14 protein-coding genes and 1 tRNA gene are annotated in these 20,587 nt (G+C 59.8%); 4 read left to right on the forward strand and 11 right to left on the reverse strand.

What is annotated here, in order from left to right; all coding sequences use genetic code 11:
• Nucleotides 1-15: 15 nt before the first annotated feature.
• The 3 genes from NRG23_RS11895 to NRG23_RS11905 form a co-directional block, all read right to left on the reverse strand.
• A complete protein-coding gene (locus tag NRG23_RS11895; protein ID WP_198919886.1) occupies nucleotides 16-2,583 on the reverse strand; it encodes a fimbria/pilus outer membrane usher protein in 2,568 nt (855 codons plus the stop codon).
• Between the two features lie 170 nt (nucleotides 2,584-2,753).
• Nucleotides 2,754-3,521, reverse strand: coding sequence for a molecular chaperone (locus NRG23_RS11900; RefSeq protein WP_009047549.1), 768 nt, complete (start codon nucleotides 3,519-3,521; stop codon nucleotides 2,754-2,756).
• 24 nt (nucleotides 3,522-3,545) lie between these two features.
• Nucleotides 3,546-4,109, reverse strand: coding sequence for a fimbrial protein (locus NRG23_RS11905; protein WP_009047548.1), 564 nt, complete (start codon nucleotides 4,107-4,109; stop codon nucleotides 3,546-3,548).
• Nucleotides 4,110-4,629: 520 nt separating this feature from the next.
• Between NRG23_RS11905 and NRG23_RS11910 the strand changes: the two genes are divergently transcribed.
• Nucleotides 4,630-5,259 carry a response regulator transcription factor gene (locus NRG23_RS11910; RefSeq protein ID WP_009047547.1) on the forward strand — a complete coding sequence of 210 codons (630 nt, stop codon included), beginning with the start codon at nucleotides 4,630-4,632 and terminating at the stop codon, nucleotides 5,257-5,259.
• A gap of 109 nt (nucleotides 5,260-5,368) precedes the next feature.
• Here the strand turns inward: NRG23_RS11910 and NRG23_RS11915 are convergent, their stop codons facing one another.
• Complete coding sequence (locus NRG23_RS11915) at nucleotides 5,369-5,857, reverse strand: Hpt domain-containing protein (protein WP_028681853.1); 489 nt, start codon at nucleotides 5,855-5,857, stop codon at nucleotides 5,369-5,371.
• A gap of 787 nt (nucleotides 5,858-6,644) precedes the next feature.
• On the opposite strand from NRG23_RS11915, the gene NRG23_RS11920 reads away from it, so the two are divergent.
• Nucleotides 6,645-13,910, forward strand: a complete 7,266-nt coding sequence (locus NRG23_RS11920) for a VCBS domain-containing protein (RefSeq protein WP_257374659.1) — start codon at nucleotides 6,645-6,647, stop codon at nucleotides 13,908-13,910.
• Between the two features lie 162 nt (nucleotides 13,911-14,072).
• On the opposite strand, the gene NRG23_RS11925 is transcribed toward NRG23_RS11920, so the two are convergent.
• The 5 genes from NRG23_RS11925 to dapA form a co-directional block, all read right to left on the reverse strand.
• Nucleotides 14,073-14,162, reverse strand: a tRNA-Ser gene (locus NRG23_RS11925).
• Nucleotides 14,163-14,246: 84 nt separating this feature from the next.
• The gene (gene purC, locus NRG23_RS11930; RefSeq protein WP_007930242.1) at nucleotides 14,247-14,957 is read right to left on the reverse strand and encodes a phosphoribosylaminoimidazolesuccinocarboxamide synthase; all 711 of its coding nucleotides are present in this window, start codon (nucleotides 14,955-14,957) and stop codon (nucleotides 14,247-14,249) included.
• Nucleotides 14,958-14,985: 28 nt separating this feature from the next.
• On the reverse strand, nucleotides 14,986-15,744 hold the full coding sequence (locus tag NRG23_RS11935; protein ID WP_009042592.1) for an MBL fold metallo-hydrolase: 759 nt from the start codon (nucleotides 15,742-15,744) through the stop codon (nucleotides 14,986-14,988).
• Between the two features lie 4 nt (nucleotides 15,745-15,748).
• Nucleotides 15,749-16,861, reverse strand: coding sequence for an outer membrane protein assembly factor BamC (gene bamC / locus NRG23_RS11940; protein WP_038630838.1), 1,113 nt, complete (start codon nucleotides 16,859-16,861; stop codon nucleotides 15,749-15,751).
• Nucleotides 16,862-16,878: 17 nt separating this feature from the next.
• Complete coding sequence (gene dapA, locus NRG23_RS11945) at nucleotides 16,879-17,757, reverse strand: 4-hydroxy-tetrahydrodipicolinate synthase (RefSeq protein WP_009047491.1); 879 nt, start codon at nucleotides 17,755-17,757, stop codon at nucleotides 16,879-16,881.
• A 326-nt stretch (nucleotides 17,758-18,083) separates the two neighbouring features.
• Here dapA and NRG23_RS11950 point away from each other — a divergent pair, with 326 nt between their 5' ends.
• Together NRG23_RS11950 and NRG23_RS11955 are read left to right on the forward strand one after the other, a co-directional pair.
• A complete protein-coding gene (locus NRG23_RS11950) occupies nucleotides 18,084-18,644 on the forward strand; it encodes a glycine cleavage system protein R (protein ID WP_007930238.1) in 561 nt (186 codons plus the stop codon).
• Between the two features lie 10 nt (nucleotides 18,645-18,654).
• A complete protein-coding gene (locus NRG23_RS11955; protein ID WP_257374660.1) occupies nucleotides 18,655-19,128 on the forward strand; it encodes a peroxiredoxin in 474 nt (157 codons plus the stop codon).
• A 71-nt stretch (nucleotides 19,129-19,199) separates the two neighbouring features.
• On the opposite strand, the gene NRG23_RS11960 is transcribed toward NRG23_RS11955, so the two are convergent.
• Together NRG23_RS11960 and NRG23_RS11965 are read right to left on the reverse strand one after the other, a co-directional pair.
• On the reverse strand, nucleotides 19,200-20,270 hold the full coding sequence (locus NRG23_RS11960) for an AI-2E family transporter (RefSeq protein ID WP_007930236.1): 1,071 nt from the start codon (nucleotides 20,268-20,270) through the stop codon (nucleotides 19,200-19,202).
• A gap of 41 nt (nucleotides 20,271-20,311) precedes the next feature.
• Nucleotides 20,312-20,551: a sulfurtransferase TusA family protein gene (locus NRG23_RS11965; protein ID WP_007930235.1), complete on the reverse strand. Its 240-nt coding sequence runs from the start codon at nucleotides 20,549-20,551 to the stop codon at nucleotides 20,312-20,314.
• Nucleotides 20,552-20,587: the final 36 nt, after the last annotated feature.

Below are 20,587 nucleotides of genomic sequence, written 5' to 3' on the forward strand. Positions count from 1 at the left end.
CGCATGCCCGTTGCATCAGCCGTTCCTCGCCTGGGCGGGTGCCCCGCCAGCGTCGGGAGGTACCGGGCGGCATGGCAGGTCGAACACCTCATAACCCTTCGCCTCGACAGTCTTGGCAGGCGCCGCATCGCGCTCGGGCAGGCGGTAGTCGATCAGGCATTGCTGCCCGGGCTGGTCACCCCATTCGACGCGGATCGAACCCTGGTTCTTTTCGCTGCGCAGCACCAGGCGACTGCCCTGGCCGACCGCGCCCATTTCCACCCCGCTCTCGGCATCGGTGGCGATCGCGGCAAACGGCAGGAGCGCACCATTGGGTTGCAGGCTGTTGATCAGGAACGAGCGCGCCTTGCGGGTCGGGTACGACAGCATCACCACGGCCCCCGCCACCGGCGCGGTGTTGCGCGAGCTCACCTGCAGCTCGACGTCGTCGGGCATGCCCTGCGGGTCGATATCCACGGTGTTGAGCTGGAAAGGCGTCAGGCTGGGCACCACTGCGTAACCGCTGCCATTCACCCGCGCGCCGCTGTAGCCAACGCCTGCGCCCTTGGCATGAGGCGCGTAGACCAGGCCGCTGGTCTCGCTCAGGGTCTGGGCAAACGTCAGCCCTCCGGGGTGCAGGATCATGCCGCCGGAAGCGCCGATGGACGCCTGGCGGTAATCGCTGCCCTGGGAAAAACTGGAACTCAAGGCCACCTGGGGCAAGGAATAATTGAGACTGGCGTTGTGGCTGGTTTCCCGTTGCTTGTCATCACGGGAAACGGCCACGGCATAGGAGGCTTTGCCCGCGTCGTCCACTGTTCCGGAAACGCCGCTGGTCAAATGGGTTCCCGTGCTCTGGTCGTGACTGACGAAGTTATTGAGCACCGTTGCGCCCCGGGTCTCACGGCCCAGCGGGATCGTAAGGGTCAAACTCAAGGTCGTATTGCTACTGACTGCCCGACGCCCTGAAGACCGGTTCTGTCCCAAGGTGCGCTGTACGGTGAAGGAATAGCTGTTGCCCCGCCACTGATTGCTATAACCCGTGGAAAAACTCAGGGTCTTGCCTTGTCTATTCCAGTAATTGAGCGCCGAACCACTGGCATAGAAATGCCCGCCAGTGGCCTTCAACTGCTGGCTGATATTCACATCCAGCCGGTCACGCATTCGGGAGAAGGCTTCCACCCGTTCGCCGTCCTCGACGAAGTCCTGCAACGCGACCGCGTCATGCAGTCCCAAATAACCACGGGTCGAGTAGCGATAAGCCAGTAACGAGAAGTTGGTACCGCTATTGGGCAGGTTCTTGCTATAGGAAAGACGCAGGCTCGTCCCCTTCAGACGACCCCTTCTCGGTACGTTGGTTTTGGCCTGGGTCACATCGAAGGCAAAGCCCCCCACATCGGTATTGAGCGCGCTCCCCATCAGTACCGACATATAACTGCCCGTGACAGTACTGCCGATGTATCCGGTAATGTCGTTATCCAGACCGTGCTGGGCTGTCCCTTGCAGCACATACTGGTTACTGCCGCGCAGCCCGGGATCGATGATCTGGCCGGCGGTGAAGCTGTATCGGGAGTTTCCAGGGCGCAGTAATTGAACAGTCGTGGCGAAGGGCACGGTAAAGCTGCTGCTCTTCCCGTTGGCCTCGGTCACAGTGACGTTCAAGTCGCCGCCGAAGCTGGCGGCTTGAAGATCGCTGATTTCGAACGGTCCCGGCGCAACGGACGTTTCCGAGATCAAGTAACCACGTTGATAAATAGAGACCTTGGCGTTCGAGCTGGCCGTCCCCCGGACAACAGGCGCATAAAAACGCTCGTTGTCGGGCAGCATCCGGTCATCGCTGGTCAGTTGGGCGCCGCGAAACGATACGGAGTCGAACAGATCGGCATTGGTGACGCTTTCGCCCACCAGCAACTGTGAGCGCCATGCCGGCAATTCGGTCTGGCCGTAGATGGAGCCACGCTGATAACGGCTACCCGCTTCCGGAGACCAGGTCAGGGTGCCGTTATGCCGCAAGCGCACCGACCCCATATTGAGCCCCATGTTCAGACCGGCGTAAGCGTCGGTCTGGGTTCGGCCGTTATTCTGTGCACTGAACAGGTTGGTGTTGTAGTTGAGCAGCCCTGCAGAAATGCCGCGATCCCAATTCGCCGGATCGACATAGGTTTTCGACCGGCCTTTCTGCAGGAAATATTGCGGGACCGAAAGATCGATCGTCAGCTTCTTGAGATCGATCTTCGTGGTGAGACCAGGAATGTAGCGAGCCAGGTCGGCGCAGTAGGTGCCCTCCGGCATGCTTTCGGCGGAAGGTTGCGCCGAAGCCTTGTCCAGATCGATACCGGCACGGACCAGCAACGAACGCTCATAACAGGGCTGGCCCCCTTGCGGCCCATGGGTGTCGCGAAACTCGATGTTCTGCGTGGCACGCCACTGGCCATTTACCAGCAGGTCGATGCGGTAATTGCCCGGAATGAGAAATCCCTGGCGCTCAAAGCGGCTGGTATCGATGGGGGCACCTTCGGTCTGAAACAACATCTGCGAATCGAATACCACGCCCTGCCCCGCAGGCTCGGCAGTGGAAGTTTCGGCCCATGTTTCAGTCGCCATGACAATCGCCGCCGTAGAAACAAGACCTAGAAAAAACCGAACTGGGCTCCAACCGTACGAAACTAACGCACAAGCAAAAACAGCCAGATGACTACGCTGGACGTTCAACATATTCGATACCGGCATGCAGCCAGGTCATAGAGATGACAAAAACTGCAGGGTGAGAAAAGTTACAGGGGCAATGGTTTTTCAAGCACCCGCCGCCCACCGAAGTCATTAATGACCTCGTAATGAACAGAGGCTTTGCGATAGGTCTGAGGAGCCCGTTCGGGTAATGGGAAAAACCCACTACTGAAAGGTGCGATCATTTCATCTTTAACTGCAACCCGTCGCCCATCCAGAGCAACTTCTATCTTGCCGAAAGAAACGTAATATGCAGTCGGATTAGTCACCTGAACTCCCAGGCGATTCTCGACTTTACCTTTTCCATCTGGATGCCTGGCCTGTTTGAATTGCCAATCGAGCTTGTTCGCCACCAAGTCCACATCCGACTTCAGGTTCTTGGGTCGAAAGAACACTTTGATTCGGGTTCTGAAGGTAAACTGCAAGACATTTTCATCGACTTCCTTGCGTGGAGGTGTTTCCAGTACATTGAGCCAGAACAAGGATTCCCGATCTTCTGCAAGTTTTTCACCCGTGAAGGAAACACGCAGTGAAGCTGAACTGTCCGAATCCAGGCGAATCACCGCCGGGGACACCAAAAATGGAACTTTCATTTCCTCGGGCCCCTTAGTTGAATCGCCATCATCAATCCAACTTTGGACCAATACAGCAGAGGCACCGGTATTGTTCACTTTTATTGTCACTTCACGAGCATCCGACGGATAAACCAACCGAGTACCCTGGATGACTACCGACGCCTGTACGATTCCAGAACATACGCCCAAGAACATGACGCCGAGAACGAAAGAAGAAAAAATACGCGCTTTCGGCGTCATGAATCACTCCTCGGGCGCTGGTCTTTACTTATACGACAGGGTGTATCGAACGAAAGAGTTACCCGAACCCGCACCAACACTAGCCGCGGTCGCAACATAGTTCGCCTTGAACTTGAGGGTTGCAGTGTTGGCTGCAACGGTGGCGACCTGTGGCGTGGCTTCCGACTGACCGAGCGGGATTTTCGTGCCAGCAGCCACATTGTCGTTGAACACCTGGATCTGCACGCCGGTGGCAGGCGCTGCGCCGATCAGCTTGAGGTTTCCGGTCGCCGAGTCGACGTTGCCCACTTGGTCAAAATCAACGACGACCTTGGTTCCATTGGCACATTGCGCGCCGGACAGCACCAACGCGAACTTCTCGAACGGAGAAGCATCGCCAATGGCCTTGAAGATCGAAGGAGAGATGCGCCCCAGTTCCACGTTGGTGATGTTGTTTTCACCCGGTGCCTGGCCGTTGATATTGCAAGTCACGTCAGAGATGCTGCCAGAGAAGTTAACCACGCCATCAGTGGCATGAGATAACGAAGGAACAAGCGCAGCAAGCATCAAGCTGGAAGTTGCCAGGGACAGTAAAGATGTGCGTTTCATGTGATTTCCTTGTTCACGTTGATCGGCAAAAGAAGTGCAATCTATTTGATTGTTCTCCCGGTTCAGCCATGACCAAATCACACCGGCCATGGCAGCCCAAGCCTCTCTCACTCAAAGTCTAAGTCAATGGGTCGACAACAATAGCAAGCTCCTTTAGGTGCCCCATGAAGAACCCCCAAAGGAAGCCGTAGCTTACCGATCAGCCTTCGAATTTGAATTGAGAGACGGCCGAAGCACCCATCAGAAATATCTTAATAAACCGCTCATTGATTTCGTCTTTACTTATGAGACAAGACTGTGTACTTCTTCAACGCGCGCGTGTTAGCTGAACTCTACCAAGTGCTCGCGTCGCAGTAGCCTGAACCAGGCCAACTCGCTACTCAATAAAAAATTAAAGGAGTCTACCCGTAGGCCTGCGCAATGAGCGCCGACAAAAAGGCCCAACCTCAATGAGAAGAATTGAATATAGAGAGTAAGAATATAAAACCTACACGCATAACCAATATAGAGAGAGCACACTATGGGATCCATAGTCATAGTCGACGACCACCCCCTGGTCAGGATTGCATTGAAAGTCATACTTGAGCGTAACGGGCACCATATCGCCGCCGAGGCAGACAATGGCGTCGACGCCATTCAAGTTGTTCGTACCCATAAGCCGGACTTGGTAATACTTGACCTCGATCTACCGCAACTGGACGGGCTATCCGTACTTACTCACTTCAAGGCCAATAACTTCCTGGTAAAAACACTGATATTGACTTCCAGCGACTCAAAGAACTTTGCCGTACGTTGTTTGCATGGGGGCGCAGCAGGGTTCATCTGCAAGGACGAAGCGCTGGATGAGGTGGGAGATGCAGTAAAAGCATTGTTATCAGGACATACCTATTTTCCTGAAAGTTCTCTGCTCCTGTTGCAGGAAAGCATTCACACCAACCAGATGCAAAGCATTGCCGCCTCCCAGCTGACCAACAGGGAAATCACCACATTAAGGTTATTGGCACAGGGTCTTAACAACAGGGAGATTGCAGCGACTCTGCTTATCAGTCACAAAACGGTCAGTACTTACAAAGTAAGACTCTTGAAGAAGTTCAACACCACCAACCTTCTGGCCCTGATTGAAATAGCCAGGCAGAAAGGAATCATATAGGCCTCTTGCGAACCCCAGCAACGCATGGACATCTGTCTGTTCCAGAATCAGCGTCTTATCGGTTTTGCGACGGGACATCGAGCACTACTCCCTTGGAGCAGCAGAGGAATCAGCGCTCACGAGGCAGTTCTCTCAGATTGATTGGCCCATCATCCTGTATGGCTACAAGACAGATGTCCTTGAGGTTGAGCAGCGCCTGCTCGACCCACTGCGCCCTTTCCAGCAGCACTGGCCAGGTCCCTGCGATACTGATTTCCCTCAGGCGCTGGCAGCTGGAGATCAGCGGCTGGTACTTCAATACACAAGCCGCACCCGCCATCTTGTGGCACAGCCTGGCAATGGCTTGCCGATCTTTTTGTTCGCAGTACGCCCGCAACAGTTCAAGGTCTTTGATCTGGTAAGTCCGTACCTCCTCGATGAGCCGTCGGGCGACTTGCTCATTGTCGCCAGCAAGGTCCATGAGCCTGCCAAGCACCTCCAGCAACGACTCGGCGGAACCGACCCGAATAGCGTGAAACACCTCCTCATCCACGCTTCCCCCTGCGTTGAAGCTTGGTGTCTCCGGCGTTGCGCCGGCCTGTGCATCCTGCCTATTCATATCTGCCTCCTTGCTCACTTGAATATGCCGCAGCCCGTTCATCGAATACGGGTCAGGCTAGGCAAAACTCCTGGAGGCGAATATCAGACGTTTCTCAAAGCGCTGAATAGGGCGGCTTTACTGAGGGAGTCCCCAGACATTGAAGTCCGGAGAGCATGAAAAAAAACCGCCAGAAAAATGCTCTGCCGGTTTTTTTTAATAACTGACGCTGCAACTTGCGGCCACCCAGCACTGGCATGAGCCAGCCAGCCCTTGCCGCATAAGGGTTTCAGCCAATTGAGCCGCATCAGTGCCGGGTACCTGCGAGCATTTCGCCAAAAACACATCGACACAATATTGACACCAAAACACCCGCCTGTCGGAATATTGGCACTTCGTGCTGTTACTCCCGGTTAACACCTTTACAAGGCCTGACCCCACAACTAAACAACTATCCAACTGATATCAGGAATGGCCGTATCCCTGAATCAGAATGACCCAGATTCATCCAGCCATTACTTCAGGAGTCCCTTTCATATGGGTGCTCTCAGGCTATTGCGCACCCTGCGCAGCGCAGCTCCAGGCTTGGGCTCATGTTCGCCCAACCGCTCCTGCGACTCGCTTTTCAAGTACGGCGAACTTCTTCACCTGCACGCCACCTGCGTCCCTCTTCCGGCAGGCCCAGACGGCCGACGATGTCCGGGATCAGCTCGCACCGCTCCTTGACACCCTGAGCGGTACAAGCATGGGACTTCGTCCTGTCAGCAGGACCTGGCGATTCTAAAAAAAGCATTCTCGGGAGAAAGACATGGCTACCACTACAACGACCAGCGGCGGCACCACCACTTCGTTTTCCAATACACCGCAGGCGCAGGACGACATTTTCACTACAGGTGTCATTGGCACGAGCAGCGCAGCCATCACTGAAGACCTGCTGGGGATCGTGTATCTGGACGTCATGTCCAATGACCTGGGCGGCAATGCAAAGACACTCTGGTCACTCGATAACGCGACCAGCCTTTCTACTGCTACCAAGATTTATGCTCCGGCCGATCTCCTGGTCCAGGACACGAGCAGAGTCGAGGCGACGAGTTCCGACACCAGCTTCAATGGTGCAAAAATCTGGATTACGTCGGATGGAAAAGTCGGCTACGACGCCACGACCTTATCGACGGCTTTCAAGGCGCAACTTCAAGCGCTTGCTGCCGGAGCGTCCCTGACAGACAGCTTTACGTACGCGATTCGTCTCGGCAATGGCACGCTCAGCTGGGCCACTGCGCAGGTGCAATTTGCCGGTGCGAATGACAGTGTGACGATGAGCTTCGGCACACAGGCCGGTACCGTGACCGAAGATGCGGCCACGACAGCGAGCCCGACCGACTCGCACAGCGCGACGGGCACGATTGCCTTTAGCGATGTCGATCTGAGCGACACGCATACCGCCTCGTTCGTGGCGGCACAAGGCAATGCCACAGCGCTGGGCAACTTCGCCCTCGCCTCTGTGACGGAAGCCGCCGATACGGCCAACGGCACCGTCAACTGGACTTACACCCTGGATAACGCGGCAGCCCAGTCCCTGGCTCAGGGTCAGACGGTCAGCGAAACTTATGTGGTCACCATCAGTGACGGGCATGGCTCGTCGACAACGCAGAATGTGACCATCACCATCACCGGTACCAACGACCAGGTGCAGATCACCAGCGGCGTACAGAGCGGAGATGCCAAGGAAGACAGCGGCGACTACGCTGCCAGCGGCAACATCACCTTTACCGACGCCGACCTGATCGACAGCCATAGCGTTACCGTCACGCCGGGCGCTTCGGGCTACCTGGGCAGCTTCACTACAGACCCGCTGAACGACAGCACCGGCACGGGCAGCGGCTCGCTGGGCTGGCACTTCGCGGTAGACAACACTGCGCTGCAGTTCCTGGGCGAAGGCCAGACCGTCACCCAGACCTATAACGTGGCGATCGGCGACGGCACAGTGCAGACCGTGACCATTACCCTCACCGGTACCAACGACCGGCCGACGCTGACGATTGCCGACACTACCGGCGCCATGAGCGAAGGCAACGCTGCGGCCACACTGAACGACAGCGGCGCCCTGAGCTTTGCCGACCTGGACAACATCGACGTGGTGACGGTGTCGCACACCGCCAACGGTGACATCGCCTGGAGCGGTGGCACTCTCAATGCGGACGTGGCTTCGGCACTGGTGGCCGGCTTCTCGGTCGATCAGAACAGCTGGGACTACAGCAGCAGCCAGAACCTCGACTTCCTCGGCGCGGGTGAAACCATCACCTTCTCGTACAGGGTGGTCGCCACCGACAACAGCGACGCGGCCAACGCTACATCGGCGACGCAGACCGTCAGCATCACCATTACCGGCAGCAACGACGCGCCGGTACTCAGCTTCGCCAGCGGCAATGATGCCGGAGCCGTGCAGGAAGACATTACCCTCAGCATCAGCGGCCAGTTCAGCTCGATCGACATCGATCACGATGCCTCCGCTATCTGGACCATCAATGGCTCGCCAACTGGTAGCTACGGTTCGATTGCCGTGGACGGCAGCGGCCAGTGGACCTACACCCTGGCCAACGGCACCGATGGCGTTGCCAGCGCCGTGCAGTCATTGAAGGCCGGCGAGAGTCATGATGAGGTGTTCAGCGTGCAGGTCAGCGATGGCCTGGGCGGCGTGGATACCCAACTGGTGACCATTACCGTCACCGGCAGCAACGATGCGCCGGTACTCAGCTTCGCCAGCGGCAACGATGCCGGCGCAGTGCAGGAAGACACTACCCTCAGCGTCAGCGGTCAATTCAGCTCGACCGATATCGATCATGCCGCCACCGCTACCTGGAGCATCGTCGGAGCAAACACCGGCTCCTTCGGTTCGATCGCCGTGGACAGCAGCGGCCAATGGACCTACACCTTGGCCAACGGCACCGATGGAGTCTCCAGTGCCGTGCAGTCGCTGAAGGCGGGCGAGAGTTACGACGAAGTGTTCAGCGTGCAGGTCAGCGACAGCCTGGGCGGTGTCGACACCCAACAGGTGACCATCACTGTCACCGGCAGCAACGATGCGCCGGTACTCAGCTTCGCCAGCGGCAACGATGCCGGCGCAGTGCAGGAAGACACCACCCTCAGCGTCAGCGGCCAATTCAGCTCGGCCGACATCGATCACGATGCCTCCGCTATCTGGACCATCAATGGCTCGCCAACTGGCAGCTTCGGCTCGATTGACGTGGACAGCACCGGCCAGTGGACCTACACCCTGGCCAACGGCACCGATGGCGTTGCCGGTGCGGTGCAATCGCTCAAGGCGGGCGAAAGTCATGACGAAGTGTTCAGCGTGCAGGTCAGCGATGGCCTGGGCGGCGTGGATACACAACTGGTGACTATTACCGTCACCGGTAGCAACGATGCGCCGGTACTCAGCTTCGCCAGCGGCAATGATGCCGGCGCAGCGCAGGAAGACACCACCCTCAGCGTCAGCGGTCAATTCAGCTCGGCCGACATCGATCACGATGCCTCCGCTATCTGGACCATCAATGGCTCGCCAACTGGCAGCTACGGCTCGATTGCCGTGGACGGCAGCGGCCAATGGACCTACACCCTGGCCAACGGCACCGATGGCGTTGCCAGCGCCGTGCAGTCATTGAAGGCCGACGAGAGTCATGATGAGGTGTTCAGCGTGCAGGTCAGCGATGGCCTGAGCGGTGTCGACACCCAGCTGATGACCATCACTGTCACTGGTACCAACGACGCCGCCGTACTGTCCTCGGCCAGCGTCACGCTGAGCGAAACCAATGCTCCATTGACTACCGGCGGCAGCCTGACCGTCAGCGATATCGACAGCCCGGAAAGCTTCCAGGCGCAAACCGACACCGCTGGCAACTACGGCAAATTCTCCATCGACACCGGCGGTGCCTGGACCTACGTCGCCGACTCCGCGCACAACGAGTTCGCCGCCGGCACCACCTACACCGACACCTTCGCCGTGAGCAGTGCCGATGGCACCCTCACATCGGTCACTGTACATATCCTCGGGACCAACGATGCCGCCGTGCTGTCCGCCGACATCGCCAACCTGACCGAGACCAATGCCGCCGTCGACATCTCCACCGCCGGCACCCTGACCATCAGCGACGTCGACAGCGCCGCGACCTTCGTCGCGCAAACCGACACCGCTGGCAACCACGGCAAGTTCTCCATCGACACCAGCGGTGCCTGGACCTACGTCGCCGACTCCGCCCACAACGAGTTCGCCGCCAGCACCACCTACACCGACACCTTCGCGGTAAGCAGTGCCGATGGCACCCTCACTTCGGTCACGGTGCATATCCTCGGCACCAACGATGCCGCCGTGCTGTCCACTGGCATCGCCAACCTCACCGAGACCAATGCCGCCACCGACATCTCCACCGCCGGCAGCCTGACCATCAGCGACGTCGACAGCGCCGCGACCTTCGTCGCGCAAACCAACACCGCCGGCAACTACGGCAAGTTCTCCATCGGCACCGGCGGTGCCTGGACCTACACCGCCGACTCCGCGCACAACGAGTTCGCCGCCGGCACCACCTACACCGACACCTTCGCCGTGAGCAGTGCCGACGGCACCCTCACTTCGGTCACCGTGCATATCCTCGGCACCAACGATGCCGCCGTGCTGTCCGCCGGCATCGCCAACCTGACCGAGACCAATGCCGCCGTCGACATCTCCACCGCCGGCACCCTGACCATCAGCGACGTCGACAGCGCCGCAACCTTCGTCGCGCAAACCGACACCGCTGGCAACTACGGCAAGTTCTCCATCGACACCAGCGGTGCCTGGACCTACGTCGCCGACTCCGCCCACAACGAGTTCGCCGCCAGCACCACCTACACCGACACCTTCGCCGTGAGCAGTGCCGATGGCACCCTCACTTCGGTCACCGTGCATATTCTCGGCACCAACGATGCCGCCGTGCTGTCCGCCGACATCGCCAACCTGACCGAGACCAATGCCGCCGTCGACATCTCCACCGCCGGCACCCTGACCATCAGCGACGTCGACAGCGCCGCGACCTTCGTCGCGCAAACCGACACCGCTGGCAACCACGGCAAGTTCTCCATCGACACCAGCGGTGCCTGGACCTACGTCGCCGACTCCGCCCACAACGAGTTCGCCGCCGGCACCACCTACACCGACACCTTCGCGGTAAGCAGTGCCGACGGCACCCTCACCTCGGTTACCGTGCATATCGCCGGCAGCAATGACTTGCCGACCATCACCTCCAACGGTGGTGGTACGACGGCTTCGATCAACCTGGAGGAGAACACTGCAGCGGTCACGACCGTGGCGGCAACCGATGCCGATCTGCCGGCACAGATATTGAGCTACAGCATCGTCGGCGGAGCGGATGCCGCGAAGTTCTCAATCGTTACCAGCACAGGTGCATTGAGCTTTATCTCTGCCCCCAACTTTGAAGCACCGACCGATTCGGGAACGAACAATGTCTATGACGTGATTGTGCGGGCGTCGGACGGCACGCTGTTTGACGACCAGGCGATCGTGGTAACCGTGACGGGCGTCAACGACAACAGCCCGGTGATCACCTCCAACGGCGGGGGTGCGACGGCTTCGGTCAACGTGGCGGAGAACACTACGGCAGTCACGACGGTGGTGGCGAGCGATGCCGATCTACCCGCGCAGACGCTGAGCTACTCGATCCTGAATACGGCCGGCACGGACTTCAGCAAATTCTCGATCAGTTCGAGCGGAGTGCTGACGTTCAATTCGGCCCCCGATTACGAAAATGCCCAGGATATCGGGGGTACCGATGGCGACAATGCCTACGTTGTGGACGTCCAGGTGTCCGACGGCAATGGCGGAACCGACACGCAGACCCTTACGGTAAACGTGCAGAACGTTGTCGAGACGCCAGTCGATAGCGTACCGCCAACGGTGACAGTGACGGGAACGGCCTTGGGCAGCTCGATCGGCTCTACGTCGACGGTCACATTCCAGTTCAGTGAGGCAGTGAGCGGTTTCAGCCTTTCGGATGTCTCGGTGACTAAGACGAGCGGAGCGCCCCGCGGAACCTTCAGCAACTTTACCCAGGTCGATGGCGATACCTACACCGCGACGCTGACCAGAACGCTGGGCGGTAGCGTGAAAGTCGACGTTGCCGCGAACAGCTACACCGACCTGGCGGGTAATGCTGGGGCTGCCGGGAGCAGTGCAAACCTTCCGGCAGGCGTTGCCGGCGAGCCCATCAACCTGGCCCTCGACATTCCACCGGCCGAGATTGACGGCCCCGTAACGGTGGCCATCAGCGGCGTTCCTTCGGGGTGGGTGTTCAATGCAGGAACCGACAATGGCGACGGCACCTGGATCGTGCAGACCAACGATCCCGGTGCCTTGACCGTGACAACCCCAAGCGACTTCGCGGGTGCGTTGGTGCTTGAGGTCAACCTGTACTGGAGCAACAGTGACGGCAGCAGCGCAAGCGCCTATGTGTTCAACAACGTCGAAGTCTATGCCCCCGGCTCGCCGATCTTCGCCTTGTCCGCTGACGACAACCTGACCGGCTCATCCGGTGCCGACACGTTCGTCTTCGCCCAGCCGATCGGCAACAACCAGATCTACAATTTCGACGTCACGGCGGACAAGATCGACTTGATCGGCTTCACAGGCGTCACCGCCTTCGCTGATTTGAGCATCAGCAACGACGCAAACGGCAATGCCCTGGTCAGCATCGGCTCCGGCCAGACGGTCACCCTGAGAGGTGTCGATGCGACGGACCTGGGCGAAGCGAACTTCCGGTTCGATACGGACCCACTCACCCACAACAGCGGTACCCTCACCATCGCCGACAGCGCGATCATGCCGTTCGGTGGCGGCCTCCATAACAGCGGCACCATCGAACTCGGCTCCGCCGGCAACGAGACCAGCCTGGAGATTCTGTTCCGTGGCGCGACCTTGACCGGTGGCGGCCAGGTACTGCTATCCGACAACGCGCAAAATGTGATTTTCGGCGGCAGCGCCGACACCGTGCTGACCAATGTCGACAACCGCATTTCCGGCGCCGGCCAGTTGGGTGCAGGGCAAATGATACTGGCCAATGCGGGGCTGATCCTGGCCAGCGGCATGAACAGCCTGGTGCTCGACACCGGCACCCACACCATCAGCAACAGCGGTGTACTGGAGTCCACCGGCACAGGCGGCATGACAGTGGCCAGCGCGGTCGAAAACACCGGCCATCTGTGGGCCAACGGTGGCGACCTGCGCCTGCTGGCCGACGTGACCGGCAATGGCAGCGCGACCATCGACGGCGACGCCAGCCTGACCTTCGCCGGTGCCGCACACACGTCCGTCGCCTTTCACGGCGCAGGCGCCGGCTCGCTGGTGATCGCCCAGGCTGAAGCAGCGGGGTCGCTGGTCGGCATCCTCGGCCTCGAGAGCGATGACTTGCTGACGTTCGGCGATCTCGCTTTCGGTGCCAATACCCAGCTCAGCTACACCGCCAACGCCTCTGGCGCCGGCGGCCTGCTGACGGTGGACGACGGCGCACATCGAGCCGAGGTGAACCTGCTGGGACACTACTCGGCGGAAGACTTCCAGGTCACCGATGGCGGCGAAGCCGGCACCCAGGTCAGTTACCACGGCCAATCCAGCGGCACACTGGTGGGCAGCATGCTCGCGGACACGCTCAGCGGCAGCGACGGCAACGACATCATCGTGGGTCGTGGCGGCGAGGACAGCCTCAGCGGCGGCGCGGGAGCCGACATGTTCGCCTACCTCAACGCGAATGAAGGCGGCGACCATATCCTCGACTACAACTTCGCCGAAGGTGACACCCTCGACCTCTCCACGCTGCTCAACGCCAACTTCGTCAGCGGCACCAGCCAGGTGGCCGACTTTGTCCAACTGGCGCAGTCCGGCAGCGACATAACGGTGCAGGTGGATCCCGATGGCGCCAATAATGGCAAGCACTTCGTTGATGTCGCGGTGCTCGACCACATTGGCACACCCAATCCCGATCTGGTGCGCACCTGGTTCGGGGAAGCCGACCATACACTGACGGCGTGATGCATTGGGCTGGAGTTGACTGGGAGGGTAAGTGTTCTCGATGTGGATCGAGCGCCCCCTCGAAATCCCAATAGGGGAACAAGCGGGGGAATAAAAAACAGCCAGAAACGACGAAGCCCCTGAAAACTTTAACGTTTTCAGGGGCTTCGGCTACTTCAATAATGGCGGAGAGATAGGGATTCGAACCCTAGGTACCCGCGAAGGTACAACGGATTTCGAATCCGTCCCATTCGGCCACTCTGGCATCTCTCCAACGGCGCGCATCATAACAGCACCTTTGCCCGAAGCGAAGCCCCTCGGGCAAATTTTTTCCGTGCTATCAGTCGGTTGCGTCGATTACAGCGGTACGCCCAGACGGTTTGCGACTTCTTCGTAGGCTTCGATCACATCACCGAGGCCCTGACGGAAGCGGTCCTTGTCCATCTTCTTGCGGGTTTCCTTGTCCCACAGGCGGCAGCCATCCGGGCTGAATTCGTCGCCCAGGACGATCTGGCCGTGGAATACGCCGAACTCCAGCTTGAAGTCCACCAGCAGCAGGCCAGCGTCGTCGAACAGCTTGCTCAGGACTTCGTTGACCTTGAGCGACAACTCTTTCATGCGCGCCAGTTGCTCGGCGGTGCCCCAGCCGAACGCCACGACGTGGGATTCGTTGATGAACGGGTCGCCCTTGGCGTCGTCCTTCAGGAACAACTCGAAGGTGTAAGGGTTGAGTTTCAGGCCCTCTTCCACACCCAGGCGCTTGACCAGGCTGCCGGCGGCGTAGTTACGCACGACGCACTCGACCGGGATCATGTCCAGCTTCTTCACCAGGCACTCGTTGTCGCCCAGCAGTTTGTCGAATTGGGTCGGCACGCCGGCCTCTTCGAGCTTCTGCATGATGAAGGCGTTGAACTTGTTGTTCACCATGCCTTTGCGATCGAGCTGCTCGATACGCTTGCCGTCGAACGCCGAGGTGTCGTTGCGAAACAGCAGGACCAGGCGGTCGGCGTCGTCGGTCTTGTAAACCGATTTGGCTTTGCCACGGTAGAGTTCTTCACGTTTTTCCATGATGGGCTCCGCTTGCTAAGTAGGTGGGCTAGGCGATGTGGCGCCAGTCGAGCCCTGAATCTTGATCGGCCAGTTGCAGCCAGTCCGGGTCGCACCCGAGGGTGTCGACAAAACATTGCCGGGCCAGCTGCGGCAGGTTGTTCTTGCTGCTGAGGTGGGCCAGTACCAGATGCTGCAGGTCCTGCCAGCCCAACTCGGCCACCAGGCTTGCGGCCTGATGGTTGTTCAAATGTCCCATTTCCCCACCGACCCGCTGCTTGAGGAAATACGGGTAGTAACCTCGGGCCAGCATGTCGCGGCAGTGATTGGCCTCGATCATCAAGGCATCCAGCCCGCGATAGCGGTCGATCACTGTGTCGCAGTAGGAACCCAGGTCGGTCAGCAGGCCGAAACGCCGCTGGCCGTCACTGAACACGTACTGCACAGGTTCCAGCGCATCGTGGGCGACGCGGGTCACGTCGATGCTCAAGGCACCGACCTGAAGCGTCTCGCCCCCGGCGAGAAAACCCGCGGCGTCCACCGGCTTGCGCATCCCGCGCAACGTGCCGCGACTGAGGTAGACCGGTAAATTGTAGCGCCGAGACAGCAAACCCACGCCATGCACGTGGTCGGCATGTTCGTGGGTTACCAGAATCGCGCTCAGCTGCGCGGGGGCTACCCCCAAGCGCAGCAGGCGCCGCTCGGTTTCGCGCAAGGAGAAACCACAATCCACCAGGACGTAGGTGTCGTCACTGGCTATCAGCGTGCCATTCCCTTGACTACCACTGCCGAGAACGGCGAAACGCATCGGATCAGCCCAGGTTGTCCTGAATCACAGTCAACACTTTGCGCGCCACTTCAGGCGGGGCAACGGTGTTGATGTCTTTCTCGACGGTGACCTGGACGTTGTCGCCCACCTTGCTCAGGCGAACCTGATAACGCTCGGCGCGGGCTTCGATTTCTTCCTTGGCCGGTGCGCTGCCGAACAACTTGCCGAAGAAGCCCGGCTCGTCGTTTTTCTTCTCGGCTTTTTCCGCCAGGTTGATGTAGTACAGGCCCAGGCTGCGGTTGATGTCTTCAACGCGCCACTCACCCTGTTCCAGGGCGCGGCCGACGCTCGACCAGGCGCGGTCGAGGTCTTCGCCGAGGTTGAGCACCACGTTGCCGCTGCCGTCCTCGGTGAGGCTGACACGGCTTGGGGTATCGAAATCACGCGCAGCCAGCAGGGAGACCGAACCGCCCTTCTCGGCGCTGCGGCTCATGCTGGCAAGCATTTCGTCGACCAGCGCGGCATCCAGGCTGGTGTTGACCGAACGGTTGGTGAAATCGACGTTGGAGGTACTGCCGACAGGACGCTCGGCGCTGACCACGTAGACTTCACTGGTATTGCGCTGCACGCCGGGTTCGATACGCACCCGCACGCGGGTTTCGTTATCGGCCGAACCTACGCTGCCCAGGCGCTTGGCCATGGATGCGGAGAGCTCGTCGGAACGCTGCCAGGCGGTGCTGAACTCGCCGGTTTGCGGGCGTTGGTCGTCGATACGGAAACCGTTGTCCTGGAAGAACTGCATGGCCACCGGCCAGACTTCGGCCGGGGCGTGCTGGGCCATGACCCAACGTGCATCGCCGCTCTTCTGCAGGGTGTAGTCGCTGGCATCGGCCACCGAGCCCAGCGGCTGCGGACGCGGCACGATGTATTCGCCCTTGACGGTGTCGTCGGCCACGTTGCGCGGAATCGGCAACAGCGGATCAAGGCGTTTGGAGGTGCTGACATCCGACGGCAGTTGCATCGGTGCGGTCTGTTGCGCTTGCAGGTAATCGCTGCCGCGGTCACGGAAGTAGCCTTCCGGCCCCCAGATCCAACCGCAGCCACTGGTGCTGGAGATAATCAAGGCAAGTGCGGAAAGTCCGGCCAATCGCTTCATGCGTAGTACTTCCTCAATTAAACCAATACGCCGGACTGGCGCATGGCCTGCCGCAGCGGTTCGTGACAGGCAGCACTGAGCCAGGTGAGCGGCAGACGGATACCGTTCGCCATCAAGCCCATCTCGCACAGGGCCCATTTCACGGGAATAGGGTTGGATTCGATAAACAGCGTCTTGTTGAGCGGCATCAGCTTCTCGTGGATCGCCCGGGCGGTGGCGGCATCGCCACGCATCGCGGCGGCGCACATCTCGCTCATGGCTTTTGGCGCCACGTTGGCGGTCACCGAAATATTGCCCTTGCCGCCCAGCAGGATCAGTTCGACGGCGGTTGCGTCGTCGCCGGAATACACCAGGAAGTCGCTGCTCACGCCGGCCAGGATGTCCTTGGCGCGCTGCAGGTCGCCGGTGGCTTCCTTGATGCCGATGATGTTCGGCACGGTCGACAGGCGGATCACAGTCTCGGCCTTCATGTCGCAAGCGGTGCGACCCGGCACGTTATAGAGGATCTGCGGGATATCGACGGCTTCGGCGATGGCACGGAAATGCTGATACAGACCTTCTTGCGTCGGCTTGTTGTAATAAGGGGTCACCAGCAGGCACGCGTCGGCACCGGCGATCTTCGCGTTGGTGGTCAGTTCGATCGCTTCGCGCGTCGAGTTCGCGCCGGTACCGGCGATCACCGGGATGCGCCCTGCAACCTGAGCGACCACGCGACGAATCACTTCGATGTGTTCGTTCACATCGAGGGTAGCCGACTCACCTGTAGTGCCGACCGCCACAATGGCGTTGGTGCCCTCTTGCAGGTGGAAGTCCACCAGTTTGCTCAGGCTGTCCCAGTCGAGACGACCCTGTGCATCCATGGGTGTGACCAGTGCCACCATACTGCCCGCAATCATGCAACCGCTCCTGCCGGAAAAAGAGAGCGGTAATGGTACTGGCGCCAAGATGCTTGCACAAGCGAAGTACCGCGCTGCGAGCATTCCCCTGAGCGATGTATTTCGCTACCCTTCAGACTTTGATCGGTACTGCTAAGCTCGTACGCCGGGTTCCAGCCTCCCTTTTCGGCATCCGAAGCCCCAATCCCGCGTTGCCGCCCTTCGCTCTCGCCTTTATGGAGTTCGTTGCAACCGGGCGGTTCAGGGCTTCTGAAACCGCATCCGGACGTTTACCCAGTACTCGAGCCTGTAAAAGTATCGACCGCTCATCGCTTTAGGAATGCTGCATGTCCACCCCCACAGTCCGCGAACAATTCCTTGTCATCAGTGCCCTCGGCGCCAACCCCATGGAGCTGACCAACGTCCTGTGCCGCGCCAGCCATGAAAACCGCTGTGCCGTGGTGACCTCCCGCCTGACCCGCCACGGCGAGTGCAGCGCGCTGGTCCTGGAGGTTTCCGGCAGCTGGGATGCCCTGGCGCGCCTGGAGGCCGGCCTGCCGTCGCTGGCGAAGAAATACGCCTTCACCGTCAACGTGGTACGCAGCGCGGCCCTGGAAAACCGCCCGCAGGCCCTGCCTTATGTGGCTTACGTCAGCGCCGCCTACCGCCCGGACATCGTCAACGAACTGTGCCAGTTCTTCATCGACCACCATGTCGAGCTGGAAAACCTGACCTGCGACACCTATCAGGCCCCGCAGACCGGCGGCACCATGCTCAACGCCACCTTTACCGTGACCTTGCCGGCCGGCACCCAGATCAGCTGGCTGCGCGATCAGTTCCTGGACTTCGCCGACGCCATGAATCTCGATGCGTTGATCGAACCCTGGCGCCCACAGAACCCAATGTAAGGAAGCCCCAATGGCCGTTGCCATCGACCAACCTGTTGCCAACTTCGAAGCCCCGGCCACCAGCGGTCAGACCGTCAGCCTCGCCGCGCTCAAGGGCAAGCAGGTGGTGATCTACTTCTACCCCAAGGACAGCACCCCGGGCTGCACCACCGAAGGCCAGGGCTTTCGCGATCAATACGCCGCGTTCAAGGCCGCCAACACCGAGGTGTTCGGCATCTCCCGCGATAGCCTGAAGTCCCATGAGAACTTCAAGTGCAAGCAGGAACTCCCCTTCGAGCTGATCAGCGACAAGGACGAAGCCGTCTGCCAATTGTTCGACGTGATCAAGCTGAAGAAGCTCTACGGCAAGGAATACATGGGCGTCGATCGCAGCACCTTCCTGATCGACAAGAATGGCGTGCTGCGCCAGGAATGGCGTGGCGTGAAAGTGCCAGGCCACGTGGATGCGGTACTGGCTGCCGCGCAGGCGCTGAACAAGGCCTGAGCGGGGTAAACGACTAAAAAAGGGGGCGGCTGAATCAGCCGCCCCCTTTTCATTTCCAGGACAGAGCCGTTCTAGAGCAAGGGCGCCACGACCGGCTCCTTGCGCGGCCAGGCATCCAGTACCGCCTTGAACAGGGTGGCCAGGGGAATCGCGAAAAATACGCCCCAGAAGCCCCACAACCCGCCAAACAGCAGCACCGCACAGATGATCGCCACTGGATGCAGGTTCACTGCCTCGGAGAACAGCAGCGGCACCAGCACGTTGCCGTCCAGGGTCTGAATGATCCCGTAGACCGCCATCAGATAGATAAACTGGTCGCTCCAGCCCCACTGGAACAAGGCGATCAGCGCTACCGGCACGGTCACCACCACCGCCCCGACGTAGGGCACCACTACTGAAATCCCCACCAGCAATGCCAGCAGGGCCGCGTAGTTCAGCCCCAAGGCCACGAAGGCGATGTAGGTCACTCCACCACAAATGACGATCTCGATCACCTTGCCACGAATGTAATTGGCGATCTGCCGGTTCATCTCCTGGGCCACCCGGGTGATCAGCGCCCGCTCGCGCGGCAGGTAACCGCGCACCCACTGGCTGATCATCGCCCGGTCCTTGAGGAAGAAAAACACCAGGATCGGCACCAGCACCAGATAGATCATGATGTTGACCAGCAGTGGCAGGCTGGACAGCGAGAAGGTCAGCGCCCACTGGCCGAACTTGCCGATCTCGCCACGCGCCACCTCGATCGCCTGCAACACCTGTTCGTCGGACACCAGGTGTGGGTAACGCTCCGGCAACAGCAGAAGCAGCGATTGCCACTTGGCGAGCATTCCCGGCAGCTCGTTGAACAAAGTGATCAACTGATGCCACAGCAGCGGCACGACGACCACGATGAACACCAGCAGCAGCCCCATGAACAAGGCAAACACCAGGCCCACCGCCGCCCCGCCAGGCAAACGCCAGCGTTCCAGCGTGAGCACCAGCCCCTGCATCAGGTAGGCCAGCACCATTCCCGCCAACACCGGCGCGAGCATGCCGCCCAGGGTCAGCACGGCGGTGAAGGCCAGGAACAACAGAACGGCCAGCACCACAGCCTCTTCGTCGGAGAAGTAGCGCTGAATCCAGTCGCGTAACACTTTGAACATCAATGATCCTTAGACAGAGGCGCGATGATTTCCGGGGCGGTTCAGGCCTTCTTCAGCCAGTAACGATAGACCCCGGCTTCGTCTTCCTCGCGCAGCAGGGTATGACCGGCCAAACGGGCAAAGGTGCGAAAGTCGCGCTGGGAACCGGCATCCGTGGCGATCACCTTGAGCACCGCGCCGCTGGCCAGGCGATTGAGTTCCATCTTGGCCTTGAGCAGCGGCAGCGGGCAGTTCAGGCCGCTGGCATCGAGCTCGGCGTCGTGGGCTACAGCATCAGTCATTGCGTCACTCCGGGAGGGTCGTCGAGGTGCCTAGAA

Source organism: Pseudomonas sp. T8 (genome assembly GCF_024610635.1).
GTDB classification, from domain to species: Bacteria; Pseudomonadota; Gammaproteobacteria; order Pseudomonadales; family Pseudomonadaceae; genus Aquipseudomonas; species Aquipseudomonas chlororaphis_I.

Excerpts from the sequence above, each read along its gene's own strand:
- NRG23_RS11895 (WP_198919886.1), bottom strand. The coding sequence starts at position 2,583 with ATGGCGACTGAAACATGGGCCGAAACTTCCACTGCCGAGCCTGCGGGG.
- NRG23_RS11900 (WP_009047549.1), bottom strand. The coding sequence starts at position 3,521 with ATGACGCCGAAAGCGCGTATTTTTTCTTCTTTCGTTCTCGGCGTCATG.
- NRG23_RS11905 (WP_009047548.1), bottom strand. The coding sequence starts at position 4,109 with ATGAAACGCACATCTTTACTGTCCCTGGCAACTTCCAGCTTGATGCTT.
- NRG23_RS11910 (WP_009047547.1), top strand. The coding sequence starts at position 4,630 with ATGGGATCCATAGTCATAGTCGACGACCACCCCCTGGTCAGGATTGCA.
- NRG23_RS11915 (WP_028681853.1), bottom strand. The coding sequence starts at position 5,857 with ATGAATAGGCAGGATGCACAGGCCGGCGCAACGCCGGAGACACCAAGC.
- NRG23_RS11920 (WP_257374659.1), top strand. The coding sequence starts at position 6,645 with ATGGCTACCACTACAACGACCAGCGGCGGCACCACCACTTCGTTTTCC.
- purC (WP_007930242.1), bottom strand. The coding sequence starts at position 14,957 with ATGGAAAAACGTGAAGAACTCTACCGTGGCAAAGCCAAATCGGTTTAC.
- NRG23_RS11935 (WP_009042592.1), bottom strand. The coding sequence starts at position 15,744 with ATGCGTTTCGCCGTTCTCGGCAGTGGTAGTCAAGGGAATGGCACGCTG.
- bamC (WP_038630838.1), bottom strand. The coding sequence starts at position 16,861 with ATGAAGCGATTGGCCGGACTTTCCGCACTTGCCTTGATTATCTCCAGC.
- dapA (WP_009047491.1), bottom strand. The coding sequence starts at position 17,757 with ATGATTGCGGGCAGTATGGTGGCACTGGTCACACCCATGGATGCACAG.
- NRG23_RS11950 (WP_007930238.1), top strand. The coding sequence starts at position 18,084 with ATGTCCACCCCCACAGTCCGCGAACAATTCCTTGTCATCAGTGCCCTC.
- NRG23_RS11955 (WP_257374660.1), top strand. The coding sequence starts at position 18,655 with ATGGCCGTTGCCATCGACCAACCTGTTGCCAACTTCGAAGCCCCGGCC.
- NRG23_RS11960 (WP_007930236.1), bottom strand. The coding sequence starts at position 20,270 with ATGTTCAAAGTGTTACGCGACTGGATTCAGCGCTACTTCTCCGACGAA.
- NRG23_RS11965 (WP_007930235.1), bottom strand. The coding sequence starts at position 20,551 with ATGACTGATGCTGTAGCCCACGACGCCGAGCTCGATGCCAGCGGCCTG.